14 protein-coding genes are annotated in these 15,796 nt (G+C 68.2%); 5 read left to right on the top strand and 9 right to left on the bottom strand.

The genetic code is table 11. The features are described from left to right. Position 1: 1 nt before the first annotated feature. Genes hpnC through hpnE form a run of 3 tightly spaced genes read left to right on the top strand, consistent with a single transcriptional unit; the run spans position 2 to position 2,995 of the window. A complete protein-coding gene (hpnC, locus tag F464_RS0110945; protein ID WP_026295919.1) occupies positions 2-835 on the top strand; it encodes a squalene synthase HpnC in 834 nt (277 codons plus the stop codon). Beyond that, complete coding sequence (hpnD, locus tag F464_RS0110950) at positions 832-1,665, top strand: presqualene diphosphate synthase HpnD (RefSeq protein ID WP_018989850.1); 834 nt, start codon at positions 832-834, stop codon at positions 1,663-1,665. The genes hpnC and hpnD overlap by 4 nt, the downstream gene beginning before the upstream one ends. Before the next feature lie 19 nt (positions 1,666-1,684). Then, entirely contained in the window at positions 1,685-2,995 is a 1,311-nt protein-coding gene (gene hpnE / locus F464_RS0110955) for a hydroxysqualene dehydroxylase HpnE (protein WP_018989851.1), read from the top strand. A gap of 10 nt (positions 2,996-3,005) precedes the next feature. Here hpnE and F464_RS0110960 read toward each other — a convergent pair whose 3' ends face one another. Beyond that, complete coding sequence (locus tag F464_RS0110960; protein WP_018989852.1) at positions 3,006-3,722, bottom strand: ABC transporter ATP-binding protein; 717 nt, start codon at positions 3,720-3,722, stop codon at positions 3,006-3,008. On the opposite strand from F464_RS0110960, the gene F464_RS0110965 reads away from it, so the two are divergent. Then, the gene (locus F464_RS0110965; protein WP_018989853.1) at positions 3,706-4,317 is read left to right on the top strand and encodes an arylesterase; all 612 of its coding nucleotides are present in this window, start codon (positions 3,706-3,708) and stop codon (positions 4,315-4,317) included. The two genes, F464_RS0110960 and F464_RS0110965, sit on opposite strands and share 17 nt — an antisense overlap. A 40-nt stretch (positions 4,318-4,357) precedes the next feature. Here F464_RS0110965 and selD read toward each other — a convergent pair whose 3' ends face one another. After that, the gene (selD, locus tag F464_RS0110970) at positions 4,358-5,398 is read right to left on the bottom strand and encodes a selenide, water dikinase SelD (RefSeq protein WP_018989854.1); all 1,041 of its coding nucleotides are present in this window, start codon (positions 5,396-5,398) and stop codon (positions 4,358-4,360) included. Positions 5,399-5,454: 56 nt separating this feature from the next. Between selD and mnmH the strand changes: the two genes are divergently transcribed. After that, entirely contained in the window at positions 5,455-6,504 is a 1,050-nt protein-coding gene (gene mnmH / locus F464_RS0110975) for a tRNA 2-selenouridine(34) synthase MnmH (protein WP_018989855.1), read from the top strand. Between the two features lie 6 nt (positions 6,505-6,510). On the opposite strand, the gene F464_RS0110980 is transcribed toward mnmH, so the two are convergent. The 7 genes from F464_RS0110980 to F464_RS0111010 all read right to left on the bottom strand — a co-directional run bounded on the left by F464_RS0110980 (position 6,511) and on the right by F464_RS0111010 (position 15,545). After that, positions 6,511-7,932: a sigma-54-dependent transcriptional regulator gene (locus tag F464_RS0110980; protein ID WP_018989856.1), complete on the bottom strand. Its 1,422-nt coding sequence runs from the start codon at positions 7,930-7,932 to the stop codon at positions 6,511-6,513. A 27-nt stretch (positions 7,933-7,959) separates the two neighbouring features. Then, the gene (locus tag F464_RS0110985; protein ID WP_018989857.1) at positions 7,960-9,333 is read right to left on the bottom strand and encodes a sensor histidine kinase; all 1,374 of its coding nucleotides are present in this window, start codon (positions 9,331-9,333) and stop codon (positions 7,960-7,962) included. A gap of 116 nt (positions 9,334-9,449) precedes the next feature. Continuing rightward, the gene (locus F464_RS28325; RefSeq protein WP_157353700.1) at positions 9,450-10,325 is read right to left on the bottom strand and encodes an alpha/beta fold hydrolase; all 876 of its coding nucleotides are present in this window, start codon (positions 10,323-10,325) and stop codon (positions 9,450-9,452) included. Between the two features lie 154 nt (positions 10,326-10,479). After that, entirely contained in the window at positions 10,480-12,219 is a 1,740-nt protein-coding gene (locus F464_RS0110995; protein WP_018989859.1) for an ABC transporter ATP-binding protein, read from the bottom strand. Beyond that, positions 12,219-13,292, bottom strand: a complete 1,074-nt coding sequence (locus F464_RS0111000) for a P-loop NTPase family protein (protein WP_018989860.1) — start codon at positions 13,290-13,292, stop codon at positions 12,219-12,221. The genes F464_RS0110995 and F464_RS0111000 overlap by 1 nt, the downstream gene beginning before the upstream one ends. A 220-nt stretch (positions 13,293-13,512) precedes the next feature. Further along, positions 13,513-14,088 (bottom strand): class I SAM-dependent methyltransferase, encoded by a 576-nt coding sequence (locus F464_RS0111005; RefSeq protein ID WP_018989861.1) that lies wholly within the window; start codon positions 14,086-14,088, stop codon positions 13,513-13,515. Next, positions 14,085-15,545 carry an NAD-dependent succinate-semialdehyde dehydrogenase gene (locus tag F464_RS0111010; protein WP_018989862.1) on the bottom strand — a complete coding sequence of 487 codons (1,461 nt, stop codon included), beginning with the start codon at positions 15,543-15,545 and terminating at the stop codon, positions 14,085-14,087. The genes F464_RS0111005 and F464_RS0111010 overlap by 4 nt, the downstream gene beginning before the upstream one ends. Between the last annotated feature and the right edge of the window lie 251 nt (positions 15,546-15,796).

Genomic DNA, 15,796 nt, shown 5'->3' on the forward strand with positions numbered 1-15,796 from the left:
CATGCCCGTCGACCACTACGAAAACTTTCCTGTCGCGTCGCTCCTGCTTCCGGCCCGCCTGCGCGAGCCCGTGGAGGCGATCTACGCGTTCGCGCGCAGCGCCGACGACGTCGCCGACGAGGGCGACATGGCGCCCGTTGCGCGATTGGCACGGCTCAACGACTACCGCATCGAACTGAATGCGATCGGCGCCGGCCAGCCGCCGCGGGATGCCTCGCTCGTACCGATCTTCACCCGCCTCGCGGCGAACGTCCGTGCCTACGAGCTGCCGCTGCAGTACTTCCGCGACCTGCTCGACGCCTTCAGCCAGGACGTCGGCAAGACGCGCTATGCCGACTTCGCCGAACTGCTCGACTACTGCCGCCGCTCGGCGAACCCCGTCGGGCGGCTGCTGCTGCACCTCTATGACGCTGCGACCCCGGACAACCTGCGCCGCTCCGACCTGATCTGCACCAGCCTGCAGCTCATCAATTTCTGGCAGGACGTCGCGATCGACTGGCGCAAGCAGCGCATCTACCTGCCGCAGGCCGACATGGCGCGCTTCGGCGTCGATGAAGCGCGCATCGATGGCCGCCGCTGCGACGATGCGTGGCGCGCCCTGATGGACTTCGAAGTGCAACGTGCGCGCGCGATGATGCTCGAAGGGGCGCCGCTCGCACGGCAACTGCCGGGACGCATCGGCTGGGAGCTGCGCCTGATGGTGCTGGGCGGCCTGCGCATCCTCGAACGCATCGAGAAGGTGGACTACGACGTGTTCCGCCGCCGACCCACCCTCACCCGCAGCGACTGGCCGCGCCTCGCCTGGCGGGCCGTGCATTACCCGAGAAACCGATGAATCCGCACGATTACTGTCACGACAAGGCTGCGAAAAGCGGCTCCAGCTTCTACTACAGCTTCATGTTCCTGCCGCCGGAGCGCCGCCGGGCCATCACGGCCCTGTATGCGTTCTGCCGCGAGGTGGATGACGTCGTCGACGAATGCCACGAGGTGCAGGTCGCGCAGACCAAGCTCGACTGGTGGCGCAAGGAGCTTGCGCAGGCGTATGCCGGCTCCCCCAGTCATCCGGTCGGCTTCGCGCTGAAGGACGTCGCCGCGCGCTTCAACCTGCCGCGCGAACAGCTGCTCGAGATCATCGACGGCATGGAGATGGACCTCACGCAGAGCCGTTATCTCGACTTCAAGGGTCTGCAGCTCTACTGCTACCGCGTCGCCAGCGTCGTCGGCCTGCTCGCCGCCGAGATCTTCGGCTACCGCGAGCGCCAGACGCTGAAATACGCGCACGACCTCGGCATGGCCTTCCAGCTCACCAACATCATCCGCGATGTCGGCGAGGACGCGCGCCGCGGCCGCATCTACCTGCCGATCGAGGACCTGCAGCGCTTCAAGGTCCCGGCGAGCCAGATCATGGAGGGGCGCCACGACGACAACTTCCGTGCGCTGATGGCCTACCAAGCCGAGCGCGCCGAGAAGTTCTACGACCAGGCGCTGGCCCAGCTCCCCGCGGCCGACCGCAAGAGCCAGCGCCCCGGCCTGGTGATGGCGGCGATCTACCGCACCCTGCTGCGCGAGATCGCCAGCGACGGCTTCCTCGTGCTCGACCGCCGCACCTCGCTGACGCCGGTGCGCAAGCTGTGGATCGCCGGCAAGACCTGGGTGCGCGCATGACGACGCGGCGGGCGCGGCGATGAGTCATCCGGTCGCGGTCATCGGCGCCGGCTATGCCGGCCTGGCGTGCGCGGTCGAACTCGCCCGGCGCGGCGTGCAGGTGACCGTGTTCGAGCGCTCGCACACGCTCGGCGGACGGGCGCGCGTGGTCGCGAAGGACGGCAGGCGTATCGATAACGGGCAGCACATCCTGCTCGGCGCCTACGGCGAACTGCTGCGCCTGCTGCGCATGACCGGAGGCTCGCCCAAGGAGCTCGCGCACCTGCCGCTCACCCTGCACACACCGGGGCAGCTGCACCTGCAGGCCGCCCGCCTGCCCGCCCCGCTGCACTTGGCGCTCGGCCTGCTGAGCGCCAAGGGCCTGAGCTGGGCCGACCGGCTTGCGATGCTGCGCCTGATGCGCGTGCTGAAAAAACGGCGCTTCCGCGTCGACTCCGGGCAGAGCGTGGCCGCGCTGCTGCACGAGCTGCGTCAGCCGCAAGGCCTCGTCCGGCTGGTGTGGGAACCGCTGTGCGTCGCCGCGCTGAACACGCCGCTCGCCGAAGCCTCGGCACAGGTATTTGCGAACGTGCTGCGCGACAGCCTCGGCGCGGGCGCGGCTGCGAGCGAGTTGCTGATCCCGCGCGTCGACCTGTCAGAACTGTTCCCCGTCCCGGCAGCGCGCTACCTCGCCGTGCGGCGCGGCAAGCTGCGCACCGGTACGCCGGTCGAAGCGATCCATCAGGAGCACGGCGGATTCCGGCTCGAAGGCGACCCTTCGCCCCGGCAGATCTATGCGCAGGTGGTGCTCGCGACGGCGCCCCACCACGCCACTGCCCTGCTGAATTCCGTCGGCCACTGCGAGCGGCTCTCGGCGATGATCGCCGCACTGCCGAGCGAGCCGATCACGACCGTCTACCTCGCGCTCGGGCCGACGGTGCGACTGCCCTACGCGATGATCGGCCTCGCGCGCGGCCCGGCCCAGTGGGCCTTCGACCGCGGCCAGCTCGGCGGACCGCAGGGCCTCGTCGCCTGCGTCATCAGCGCGCACGGACCGCATGACGCGCTGTCGCGCGAAGACCTGCTGCTCGCCGTGCATGCGCAGCTCGAGCAGGAACTCGACCAGCGCCTGCCGCCGCTCGAGTGGTCGCAGGTGATCACCGAAAGGCGCGCGACCTTCGCCTGCCGTCCGGGCGTCTCACGGCCCGGCGCGCAGACGCCCGTGCCGGGGCTGTGGCTCGCCGGCGACTACCTCGATTCGGATTACCCGGCGACGCTGGAGTCGGCCGTGCGCTCGGGAATCAACGCCGCGTCGCGCGTGCTGCGCCGCATTGCCGCGACGGCGGCCTGAACCCGCAGCTTCAGGCGGGCCGCAGCGCCGGTTCGGTAAGGCGTCCCGCCTGCATGTGCAGGACGCGGTTGCAGCGTGCAGCGAGGGACTCGTCGTGCGTCACGAGAATCAGCGTCGTGCCGGATTCCCGGTTCAGCGCGAACATCAGCTCGATCACCGCTTCGCCGGTCTCCGCGTCGAGATTGCCGGTGGGCTCGTCGGCGAGGAGCAGGCGCGGATCGGGGGCAAAGGCGCGCGCCAGCGCGACGCGCTGCTGTTCGCCGCCGGAGAGATGCTTGGGATAATGGCGCAGGCGGCTGCCGAGCCCCACGCGCTCGAGCCACTTCCGTGCCGTGGCCGCCGCATCGCGGGCGCCGGCGAGTTCCAGCGGCAGCATGACGTTCTCGAGCGCGGTCAGCGCCGGCAGCAACTGGAAGGCCTGGAATACGAAACCGATCGACTCGCCGCGCAGGGCCGCGCGATCGTCCTCGCCGAGCGCGAACAGGTCGCGGCCGAGAATCCGCACGTCGCCGCTGCTCGGAACATCCAGCCCGGCGAGCAATCCGAGCAGCGTGGATTTGCCCGAGCCCGAAGCACCGACGATCGCGACGGACTCGCCGGTCGCGACGCTGAACGTGACATCCTGCAGAATCCGGAGCGCGCCCTGGCCATCGGCCAGCTCGACGCTCTTGGAAAGAGCCGAAACCTGCATCACCGGAACGGAGAACTCAATGCCGCTGCGATCCATCGTGACCTTCTTGTTTGCGATCCTGTTGTCGGGCGCCGCGCAGGCGGCAACGATACTGGTGTGGGGCGACAGCCTGTCCGCCGGCTACGGCCTGCGGCCGAAGGAAGACTGGCCCACCTTGCTGCAGACGCGTCTTGCACGCGAAGGGTTCCGCCATACCGTGATCAATGCCTCCGTCAGCGGCGAAACCACGGCCGGAGGGCGCTCGCGCCTGACTGCAGCGCTCGACCGGCACAAACCGGATTTCCTGATCCTCGAACTCGGCGCCAACGACGGCCTGCGCGGCCTGCAACCCGCGCTGATGGGCGAAAACCTCAGCGCCATGATCCAGGCCGCACGCGGCAAGGGCGCGAAGATCCTGCTTGTCGGGATGCAGCTGCCGCCCAACTACGGCCCCGCATACACGCGGCGTTTCCACGAGACCTTCGTCGAGGTCGCACGAAGCGAGAAGGTGCCCCTCGTCCCCTTCCTGCTCGACGGCTTTGCCGACAAGCCGGAATTGTTCCAGCCCGACGGCATCCATCCGACCGCCGAGGCCCAGCCCTTGATCGTCGAAACGGTATGGAAGGGGCTGAGGGCGCTGCTCAAAGGCTGAGGCAGCCTGCCGGGCCGGAACAACCCGGCCCGCATCCTTCTCATTCGACGTGCAGCACCGCCCGGCCGGCGACCATGCGTCCGATGACGTGGCCCTCGCTGCGCTGCTCCTCGCGGATCGCCGCCAGCACCGCATCGACGCCGGACTCGGAGCAGGCGATCAACAGGCCGCCGCTGGTCTGCGGGTCGGTGATGAACTTGCGCTGCCACTCCGGCGCATCGGCGGGCAGCGCCACGTCCTCGCCATAGCTCGCCCAGTTGCGCGTCGAGGCCCCGGTGGCGACGCCGTCGCGCACGAGCTTCTCGGCAGCGGCGATCTTCGGCAGCGCATCGAAGTTCACGGTCGCGCCGAGCTTCGAACCGCGACAGATCTCCAGCAGGTGCCCGGCGAGGCCGAAGCCCGTGACGTCGGTCACCGCATGCACGCCGCCCATGCCGGCAAGGCGTGCGCCGACGCGATTGAGCAGTGTCGTCCAGCGCAGCATCTCGGCGTAGTCCGCATCCGTCAGCAAGCCCTTCTTGAGGCCCGCGGAGAGGATGCCGATGCCCAGCGGCTTAGTCAGGATCAGCACGTCGCCCGCCTGCGCGCCGGCGTTCTTCTTGACCTGCGCCGGATCGACGACGCCCAGCCCGACGAGGCCGTAGATCGGCTCCAGCACGTCGATGGAGTGGCCGCCGGCGATCGGGATGCCCGCGTCGCGGCACACCGAGGCGCCACCTTCGAGGATGCGGCCGATCACCTCGGGCGGCAGCTTGTCGAGCGGCATGCCCACGAGCGCCAGCGCCATGATGGGACGCCCGCCCATCGCGTACACGTCGGACAGCGCATTGGTCGCGGCGATGCGGCCGAAATCGTAGGGATCGTCGACGATGGGGGTGAAGAAATCGGTCGTCGCGACGATGGCCTGCCGCTCGTTCAGCTGGTACACGGCCGCATCGTCGGCGGTTTCGGTGCCCACCAGCAGCTCGGGCGGGACAATGCCGGCCGGCGCGTGCGCGAGGAGTTTCGACAGCACCGCGGGAGCGATTTTGCAGCCGCATCCGCCGCCGTGGGAGAATTGCGTAAGTTTGATCTGATCCATGGATTCCGAAGGGGAAAGACGGCCGTCCGGCGAACACCGGCGCGCCGCGACAAGGCATGAAAAAAGGCATCGCGACCGTAGCACAGCTGAACACCTTTGACGAGTTCATCGACGCCCGCAGCCCCGCGGAATTCGAGGAGGACCACATCCCCGGCGCAATCAGCTGCCCGGTGCTGGACAACGAGCAACGTGCCATCGTCGGCACCATCTACAAGCAGCAGTCGGCTTTCGACGCGCGCCGCATCGGCGCCGCGATGGTCGCCGAGAACATCGCCCGCCACCTGCGCGAGCGCTTCCAGGACAAGCCCAAGGACTGGCGCCCGCTCGTCTACTGCTGGCGCGGCGGCCAGCGCAGCGGCTCCTTCGTGACCTGGCTGCGGCTCATCGGCTGGGATGCGTGCCAGCTCGAAGGCGGCTACAAGAACTGGCGCCGCATGGTCGTCACCGAACTGGAAACCCTGCCGCAGCGCTTCGACCTGCGCGTGCTCTGCGGGGCGACCGGCAGCGGCAAGACGCGCGTGCTCGAGCAGCTCGCGGCGCTCGGCGCGCAGGTGCTCGACCTGGAGGATCTCGCCGCGCACAAGGGGTCGGTGCTGGGCGCCCTGCCCGACCGTCCGCAGCCGACGCAGAAGTCCTTCGAGACCCGCCTGTACGAAAAGCTGCACGGCTTCGACCCCGCGCACCCGGTCTTCGTCGAGGCGGAAAGCCGCAAGATCGGCCGCATCCACCTGCCCGAGGGCCTGATCGCCCACATGCGGGCGAGCCCCTGCGTTGCGATCGAGGCCACGCGCGACGCGCGCATCGAATTTCTGGTGCGCGACTACGACTATCTCGGCGACGACGTGCCCGACCTGCAGAACCGCATCAATTTCCTGCGCGGCCTGCAGAGCAACGAGGTCATCGACCGCTGGAAGGATCTCGCCCGCCAGCAAGACCTGCACACGCTGTACGGCGAGTTCATCGACCTGCATTACGACCCGCTCTACCAGCGCTCGCAGAACCGCAATTTCGCACGTTTCCCGGAGGCGCCGAGCTTCGCCTGCAACGACCTCACACCCGCAGGCATCCGCGAGCTGGCGCAGCGGATCCTCGCGGCGCAGCCGTGAGCGTCGTCACAGGTGGGTCACCGTGAGCCCGAACTTGTCGATGCGGTAGCGCAAGGTATCGCGGCTGATACCGAGCACGCGGGCCGCACGCGACACGTTCCAACCGGTCTGGCGCAGCGCGTCGAGCAACGCGCGGCGCTCCATGTCCTCCAGCGTCAGCGGCGCGGAGGACGCGGCCGCCGCCGCGGGCGCGAACTCCGGCACGGCATGCGGCAGCGGCGGCGGCGGCACCGTGACGCCGGTCGACAGCGCTAGCTGAGAAACGTCGATTTCCGGCCCTGTCGCCAGCAGTACGGCCTGTTCAAGCACGTTGCGCAACTCGCGTACGTTGCCCGGCCAGCAGTGCGCGAGCAGCAGCGCCTCGGCCTCTGGTGTCAGTGCGGGCGGGTTCTTGCCGTAACGCGCGGCGTGCAGCGCAACGAAATGACGTGCCAGCGACAGGATGTCGGCCCCGCGCTCGCGCAGCGGCGGCAGGCTCAGCTGGAACACGCACAGGCGGAAGTAGAGGTCGGCGCGGAAGCTGCCTTCGCGCACCAGGGTTTCCATCGGCCGATGCGTGGCGGCGACGATGCGCACGTTCACGCGCTGGTCGCGCAGGCTGCCGATGCGCCGCACGGTCTTTTCTTCCAGCAGCTTCAGCAGCTTGGCCTGCAGGGACAGGTCCATGTCGCCGATCTCGTCGAGGAACAGGGTACCCCCCTCGGCCGTCTCGACGAGGCCCAGCTTGCGCTCGCGCGCATCGGTAAAGGCGCCGCGTTCGTAGCCGAACAGTTCGGACTCGAGCAGTTGCGCGGGAATCGACGCGCAATTCAGTTCGACGAAGGGCTTGTCGCGCCGCGGCCCGTTGAAGTGCAGTGCCCGCGCCACCAGCTCCTTGCCGGTTCCCGTTTCACCCAGCACCAACACGGCCGGCGCATCGGTGTCTTGCAACTGCGATTCCGCGTCGAGCAGCTGGCGCAGCGTGTTCTTCAGCCCGACCATGGGCGCGGAGTCGCCGAACAGGCTGGCCAGGTCCGTGGCATCGGCCTCGCGGCGATGGTAGTAGTCCAATGCACTGTCGCGCTGCTTCTCGTCGAAAGCCTTGTCGATCAGCAGTTTGAGCTTGCCCAACGCAACCGGCTTGGTCAGGAAGTCGCGCGCCCCTGACTTCATCGCCTCGACGGCCAGTTCGACCGTGCCATGCCCGGTGATCATGATGACGGGGATGCCGGAATCGAAGGCCCGCACGCGCGTCAGCGCCTCCAGACCGTTGAGGCCCGGAAGGTTGAAGTCGAGGATAACCCCGTCGGGCTTGAACACGTCGAGCAGCGCCAGCCCATCCTCGGCGCTGGCCGCGACGCGCACGTCGTAGCCGCTGCGCTCGAGATAGATACGGATGTTCTTGCCGAGGACCGCTTCGTCCTCGATCACCAGAATCGCGCGCCCCATAGCCCTTCTCCTGCCCGATCGAATCCGTCAAGCGCACGTCAGCGTCAGGTGCACGGCGGTTCCGCAACCCGGCGTGCTGTCGATTTCCATCGTACCGCCGTAGCGCTCGACGATGCGCCGGGCGAGCGCCAGCCCGACACCCAGCCCCTGCGTCTTGGTCGTGTAGAACGGCTTGCCCGCCCGCTGCAACTGCTCTGCGGTCATCCCGGGACCGCTGTCGCGCACCGTGAGCACCACCTCGCGTCCGCCGCGCGTATTCTCACAGCCGATTTCCAGCCGACCGTCGGCCTGGATTGCCTCGATCGCGTTCGCCACCAGGCTATGCAGGACCTGCGCAAGCAGCAGCGGATCGCCATGCACGGGCGGAACCTGGGGCGGCATATGCAGCGACGCCGTGATGTGCCGCCTGTGCAGTTCGCGCCCGAACTCCTCGACGCAGCGCGCCACGATGGGTGCGAGCAACACTGCGCCGGCCTTCTCGTCCAGTGGCCGCGAGTAGGACAGCAGTTCGCGCACCCAGGCTTCGAGCCGGTCGGATTCCGAAATGATGTCGCCCGCCGCCTCGCGTCCCGTCTGCTCGTCGGTGACCAGGATCAGCTCGGCGGAGCTGCGGATCGATGCCAGCGGATTGCGGATGCCGTGCGCGACCGCGGAACTCATCTCCCCCACCACGGCCAGCGTCTCCGCATCGACCAGGCGGCGCTGCTGCTCGGAGATCAGCAGGTCCGCCCGCCGCACCATGCCGAACAGGGCGACATACAGGAATAGTCCGGCCAGCGCGGCGCCGATCGCGATGTTGCGATTGAGCTGTTGCAGGGCATTGAACAGCGCCACGGGATTCTTGTAGAACTCGATCGCGCCCAGCATCGTGCCGTCCGTGTCGCGCACCGGCAGGTAGATCTCGACGAAGAAGTTGGCGGCACGTGCCAGATGCATGTGCTCCGCCTTTTCCTCGACCTCATGATGCTTGCCGTGTGCGACGAGCTGCCCCGCGAGGGCTTCGTCGAGCTCCTCGTTGGCGCCGAACTGCTGTCCGATCAGCTCCGCCTCGCTCGACCACAGGATGCGACGCGACGTATCGTAAACATTTGCCCTCAGCACTCCCGGCATCCGCCCGAGGTGGGCAAACGCCCCGCCCGGCTCGTCTGCGCTGACCGGCTCGCGGTCGACGAGGAGCTTGCGCATGGACTGCTCGGTCATGACCAGATTTTCGACCATCTCCATGGTCAACTGGCCTTCCTGCCGGACCATGCGCTCGGTCACGAATTCCGAGATCAGGTAGCCCGCAATCGCCGAGATCGAGGAGATCGACATCAGCCCGATCAGCGCAAACCAGCGACTCAGGTTGAACGGCCGCAACAGCACGGGCGTCGCACGTTTTTCACGTCTGGTTCCGGCCATTGCAGCATCCCCCGCGCCCGCATTCACCCCGGCGGACAATTCGCGGCCCCATGCGTCGCCCGCCGAACCGGGAACGACACGCGCGCATGCCCGCCGTATGGAGAGAATGCTTGCGTTCATCCCGCGCCCCTTCCGTCCGGCCCTGAAGAAGGTTTGCCCCGCAACTCCGCAGTCCGCGCCGCGCTCTCGACCAGCCCGAACAAGTGGCCGAACACCCGTTGCCCGAGCTCGCCCCGGCGCATACTGCGCCGGAAGGAATGCGGCGAGCGCGGCAGCAACTCAAAGCGTACCGGCGCCGCCAGCCCAAGCTCGACCGCCCTGGCGTTGACCGCATCCACCCAACGGATCCCGCGCTCCACCCGGGACAAGCCCTGCTCGGTCATCACGCGATCAGTCTTGCGCATCGCCGTGCCCTCGTACACATCGCGCTCGCCCACCAGGACCCACCCTGGCACCCCGAGGAACCGGTCCAGTTCGAAGCCGCCCATTTGCAGGCGCCTGCTGTAACGCGCCCCGTAAGGATAGCGTCGCTGCGCGTCCGGAAAGGTGTACCAACCGGCCGAGCCGACCACATAGCCCGCCACCCGGTCGGGATACGCCATCGCGTAACGATGCACGAACTGCCCGCCCCCCGAAAAACCGAAAAGGTGCAGGCGGTCGCCGCTCGCCCCTGTCGTCCGCGCCACTTCGGCGACGATCGCCTCCATCACTTCGACGGGACTCTCGCCACGCTCGTTGGCGGTCAGCCGCTGGTAACGGGGAAACCGTTTGTACTCGTACAGAGGCGCCACCAGCACGACGCCGGCACGCTCCGCGTAGGGGGCAAACATGCTCACCTGCTCCCACGCATTGCGGGAGATGCCGTGCACGGTAACGAGTATCGGCGCATCGGCGCCGCCGCGCGAGGGCACGTATACGACGTACTGCAGGCTCGCGTCGGATTCGAGAGCGCGCTGCTCGATCCGGCCCCGCAGCGGCGTCAGCTTCCGCACCGCACTCGCGTCGAGACTCTCGATTGCGTGCCTCCTGTCCCCCCGTCCGGCTGCGGGCGCTGCCGTGGAGGCCACGGTGACCTGGCAGGGCGCGACGGCCATGACCGCAGGCTTATCGTTCGGGGGCAAGAGATGGGGGGGGCAAAGCATGTGCTCACCCCGCCGCGTTGGCTTCGCGCTGGAACAACCGCCGGGTGCGGCTCACGCGTCCCATGAGCTCGTCCGGCGTGCCGGATTCAAGCAATCGTCCGGCTTCGACGTACCAGACGAGGTCAGCCTGAATCATCCGCGCATAACTGTGCGTCACCATCAGTGTGGTCCCGGCAAAATTGTCGAGAATCCGCCCGAAACCGCGTGCCGAGGCCGGATCGAGGTTTGCGTCGGCCTCGTCCAGCAGCAGCACCGACGGATTTCCGAGCAGAGCCCGTGCCCAAGCGATGCGCTGACGCTGTCCGTACGACAGATTCGCCCCCGCGTCCGCTACGCGCGTGCGCGCGCCATCCGGCAAGTCCGCCAGCAGCTCATCGACGCCGCACAGGCCGGCGACGCGGGCGATTTCGGCATCCGGCGCATCGGGCCAGCGATAGCGCAGATTGCGCTCGATCGAACCGCGCAGCAAGGGCAGGTCGGGCATCACGACGCCGAACGCACGCCGCAGGTCGGACAGTCGATAGTGTCCGATTGGAACTCCGGCGACGCGGACTTCCCCGCTGTCCGGTTCGAGCAGGCGGGCCGCCATTCCGAGCAAGGTCGACTTGCCGGCCCCGCTGGGTCCGACGATCGCGATCATCGCCCCCGCAGGTGCGCGCGCACTGAAGCTTCGCAACGCGGTCCCGCTCGACACGTCGCAGAACTCGATATCGACCGGCCCGCCATCTGCCGCAAGCGGCCCCGGCGACGCGTTGCCCTCTTCCTGTGGCGGTGTCACGAACCGCGGCGCGGCGAGGAAGGCAGCGAGCTTCTCCATCGACACGCGCGCAGAGCGCCAGTAACCCAAGGCCTGGCCGAAGTCGCGGAAGACGGGCGAGATCAGGCCGACTGCCGTGATTGCGCCCACGACCTGTGAAGCCTTCAGCTCACCCGTCGCCACCTCGATCGCGCCCGCGAGGAGCACCCCGGCGGTCGCGAAGGACGAGCTGAATTCCGCCGCGGACTTCAGCACGGCCATGCCGCGCGTCTGCGCAACCATCGCATCGGCGAGACCGGCCCCCTGACGCTCGATCAGGGCACGCTCGCGCGCAACCTGATCGAACACCTGCACCACGGCAATGCCACCGATCTTGTCATTCACGTTCGCAGCAAGGCGCGCCTGCCGCCGACGCGCTTCGCGCACGGCGGGATCGACCCGTTCGCTGAGGAGGGCCAGCGTGATCGCCGCGCCGATGAAACCCACGCTCGCGGCGAAGGCCATGGCTCCATTGACCAGGGCCAGTACCGAGAGCGCCACGCTTGCGCTCAACACGCCGACCGCAATTCTCGGTAAACCAAGGCTGATCCAGCGCCGGATCCCTTTTACATCGCCCACGAAGCGCAGGATCGTCGCGCCGCGGCTGCGTGCCAGCATTCGCCGCGGCGACTGCCCGGCCATGCTGTCGTACAGCGCGAGCCTCAGCTCCGAAGCGTAGTCCTGCCCCAGACGTTCCGCCTGCACCCGCTCCACCACGCGCAAGGCCGCGAGCGTTGCCCCCGCGCCCAACAACGCACCGATCAGCGCGAACGCCAGCCCCGAGCCACCCGTGCGCTGATCGATCACGACGTCGAAGAAGCGATGCGTCAGCCAGGCGCAGGCCAGTGCCACGACGGCCTGCGCAATGCCGTTGAGGGCCAGCCCCGCCAGCATCGCGCGCCGCGCCCCGGCCCACATGCTCGGCACGGCCGACGCCGCGCCCGCCATCACATGGCTCCCACGGCGACGCCTTCCGCGGCCCGAAACCCCATGAAGTCGAGGATGCCGGGACTGCGCAGCGCATCGAGATCGAGCACGTCGAGTCCCGTCGCCTGCGCGGCCTCGCGCATTGCCAGCGGCGAGGCCGTCAGCACGCCGCTGGCCGCAACCACGGGCAAGCCCATCGCACGCAAGGATTGCACACCACCGGCCGACCCCATCGCATCGCCGGCGGCGAAGACCACCGCGTCGACCGCGCACGCAAACGCCTGCGACTTCAACAGCTGCGCCGTCTCGCGCTGGTACAGACCGTCCGCGACCTCGAACACCACCACATCGACGCCGGCGGCATACAGCACACCCAGCAGCGTGCCCATCACCCGCTCCACTTCCTGGGGTTCGGCAAGGTAGGTCGACGGCAGCCCGGCGTCAGTGAAATCCAGCACCGTCTGTGCACCGGCATCCACCATCATCCATGTATCGCAGCCCGCCCCCGTTCCCGTCACCTTCGCTGCCCCGACGCGCAGCCCGGCGCTGGCAAAGCCGCGGATCAGGTTCGACGCCGTCTCGGTCTTGCCGGCGTTCATCGAAGTTCCCACCACGGCGACGGTGAAGGCCCGCCGACCATCGGTGCGCGGCGCCTCCAGCGCGTAGTCGGCGAGATTGATCGGACGGCCATTGCGATCGCCCAGCAGCCCCAGCGGCTGCACGACCGTCGCACCGCGCATCTTGTCGTGACGCGTGATCACGCGTGCCGCCACGCCGCCGCCGGCGACCATATGGCAAGGGCCGAGGTCGGACGGCACCTCGGCCTCGAACTGGTCGGGTGCGTAACGGTTGCCATAGGCGAGGACGATCTCGTCACCCTCATACAGACGCGCGCGGCGCCCACAGCTAAGCTCGAGGTGGCGGTGCTGCCCGAGCCTGTCGACACGCGCAAGGATCAGGTCGCCCGCGCGCGGAATCCGCGGACCACCGAGCAGCGTGACGAAAGCGGACGCCGGGACGCGGCGGGTCGTGTAAGGCGTCTTCAGACGCGCGACGCGATTGGCATTGAGCAGGGTAACGTTGGGGGTACTCATTTTCGGCCTCCGCTAGGTTGGCGGGTTATCCCCGGACTAGAGCGCCGGGTTTGTAGCCTTCCATGCACGTCGCGTGCCATCGGAGGAAAAAACTCCCTCCGTCAATGACCACGCCGCTTGCAGCCGATATGGCCCTTTCAGCGGGCTATGTGAACACCCCCGCATGGGGTATATCCCCCACCTCTTTAAGCAAAGTCGGGGGGGCTACCCACACATTTCCTCACTCCGAAGCGGACGGCAAGGCAACCGAATCCGCAGCCCGCCTGAGCGCGCACACGCGCTGCACGACCGCAGACTTCGGCCGCTCCACAACGCCCTGTTCGAACGCGAGCACCGTGAATCCCGCCCCCAGGGCGTCGAGCAACTCACCCGGCCGTAACAGGAACTCGGGACTCGACGGGCGCCCGAAGCGCTCGTTTCCCAGCATGAAGGTCTCGTAGATCAGCACGCCGCCCGGTCCGACGCACGCGAGCAGGTCGGCGAAGCGCGGCCGGAACAGGTAGTTCGTGACGACCACCGCATCGAAAACCTCTCCGGCCAGCGGCCACGGGCCATCCTCGAGATCTTCGCAGCGCGGCTCGACGCGCGGCTCCCCCGCCAGCGTCGCGAGCGCCTCGGCGTTGCGGTCCACCGCCACGACGCGAAAGCCGCGCGCCGCAAACAGCCGCGCGTGGCGTCCGCTGCCGCAGGCGTAGTCGAGCACGGAGCCGCCCGGCGCCACCAGCGGCAAGAAGCGGCGCACCCACGCCGAGGTTTCCGACGGCTGCGGGTGGCCGACCGGGATCGCCTCGCTCATCGATCGATGCCCGCCACGCAGATCGACTTGATCTCGAGGTATTCCTCGATGCCGTACACCGACCCCTCGCGCCCGAGACCGGACTGCTTGATGCCGCCGAAGGGCGACACCTCGTTCGACATCAGTCCCGTATTGACGCCGACCATGCCGTATTCGAGCTCTTCCGAGACACGGAAGATGCGCCCCACGTCGCGCGAAAAGAAATACGCCGCCAGGCCGTACTCCGTGTCGTTGGCCATGCGGATCGCCTCCTCCTCGGTGTCGAAGCGGAACAGCGGCGCCACCGGGCCGAAGGTTTCCTCGCGGGCGACGCGCATCGCCGGCGTCACGTCGGCCAGCACCGTGGGTTCGAAGAAGGACCCGCCCAGCGCGTGGCGCCCGCCGCCGGTCAGCACGCGCGCGCCCTTCCCCACCGCATCCGCGATATGACTCTCGACCTTGGCGACCGCCGCGTCGTCGATCAGCGGCCCGATATGCACGCCATCCGCGGTTCCCGGGCCGACCCGCAACGTCCTCACCGTCTCCGCGAGGCGCTCGGCGAAGCGGTCGTAGATGCCCGACTGGATCAGCAGGCGGTTCGCGCACACGCAGGTCTGGCCGGCATTGCGGTACTTCGACCCCATCGCGCCCTCGACTGCGGCATCGAGGTCCGCGTCGTCGAAGACGATGAAGGGCGCATTGCCGCCGAGTTCCAGCGACAGCTTCTTCAGCGTCGGCGCGCACTGCCCCATCAGCAGGCGGCCCACCTCGGTCGAACCCGTGAAGGACAGCTTGCGCACGACGGGGCTGGAGGTGAGCTCCCCGCCGATCGCCACCGGGTCGCCGGTGACGACGTTGAACACCCCCTTCGGGAAACCGGCCTTCTCGGCGAGCGCCATCAGCGCCAGCGCCGTCAGCGGCGTCTGTTCCGCGGGCTTCACGATCACCGTGCAGCCCGCGGCGAATGCCGGCGCCACCTTGCGCGTGATCATCGCCGCGGGAAAATTCCACGGCGTGATCGCCGCACACACCCCCACCGGCTGACGGATCACCAGCAGGCGGCGGTCCTGCCCCACGGTCGGGATGACGTCGCCCATGGTGCGCTTCGCTTCCTCGGCGAACCATTCGACGAAGGACGCCGCATACGTCACCTCGCCCTTCGCCTCCGCCAACGGCTTGCCCTGCTCCGCAGTCATGATCGCGGCCAGTTCGTCGGCCGCGTCCACGATCAGCGCGAACCAGCGCCGCAACAGTGCCGCGCGCTCTTTCGCCAGGGTGCGGCGCCAGGCAGGCAGCGCCGCATTCGCGGCGGCGATGGCGCGCGCCGTCTCCGCGGCACCCATGTCGGGGACGTGCGCAATCGTTTCACCGGTTGCCGGGTTGCGGACGGCGAAGCTCGCGCCCGAATCGGCATCCGACCAGCGGCCGTCGATGTAGGCCTGCTGGCGGAAGTTGGGGTAATCGGCGATATTTTTCATGGTGGGGAAATTTGTCCGTGTAGCCCGGAAAGCCGTGAAGAAGGTTGATTCTAGTCGCGCGGCCGCGCGTGCGCACGATCGGCGCCGCACCGCGCGCCGCAGGCGATCGGCAGGCCCTGCGGATCGTACTGATCGGATATCGTTAGCGTTTATGTCACAATAAGATTTGTGCACTGCGGTAAACTTGAGTTTCACGTAGGGTGAACCAGACTGCATCACCACGAACACGATTCATGCGGCATGGCCGGCGA

Origin of the sequence: Aromatoleum toluclasticum ATCC 700605, assembly GCF_000378245.1 — a bacterium.
Lineage (GTDB): Bacteria > Pseudomonadota > Gammaproteobacteria > Burkholderiales > Rhodocyclaceae > Aromatoleum > Aromatoleum toluclasticum.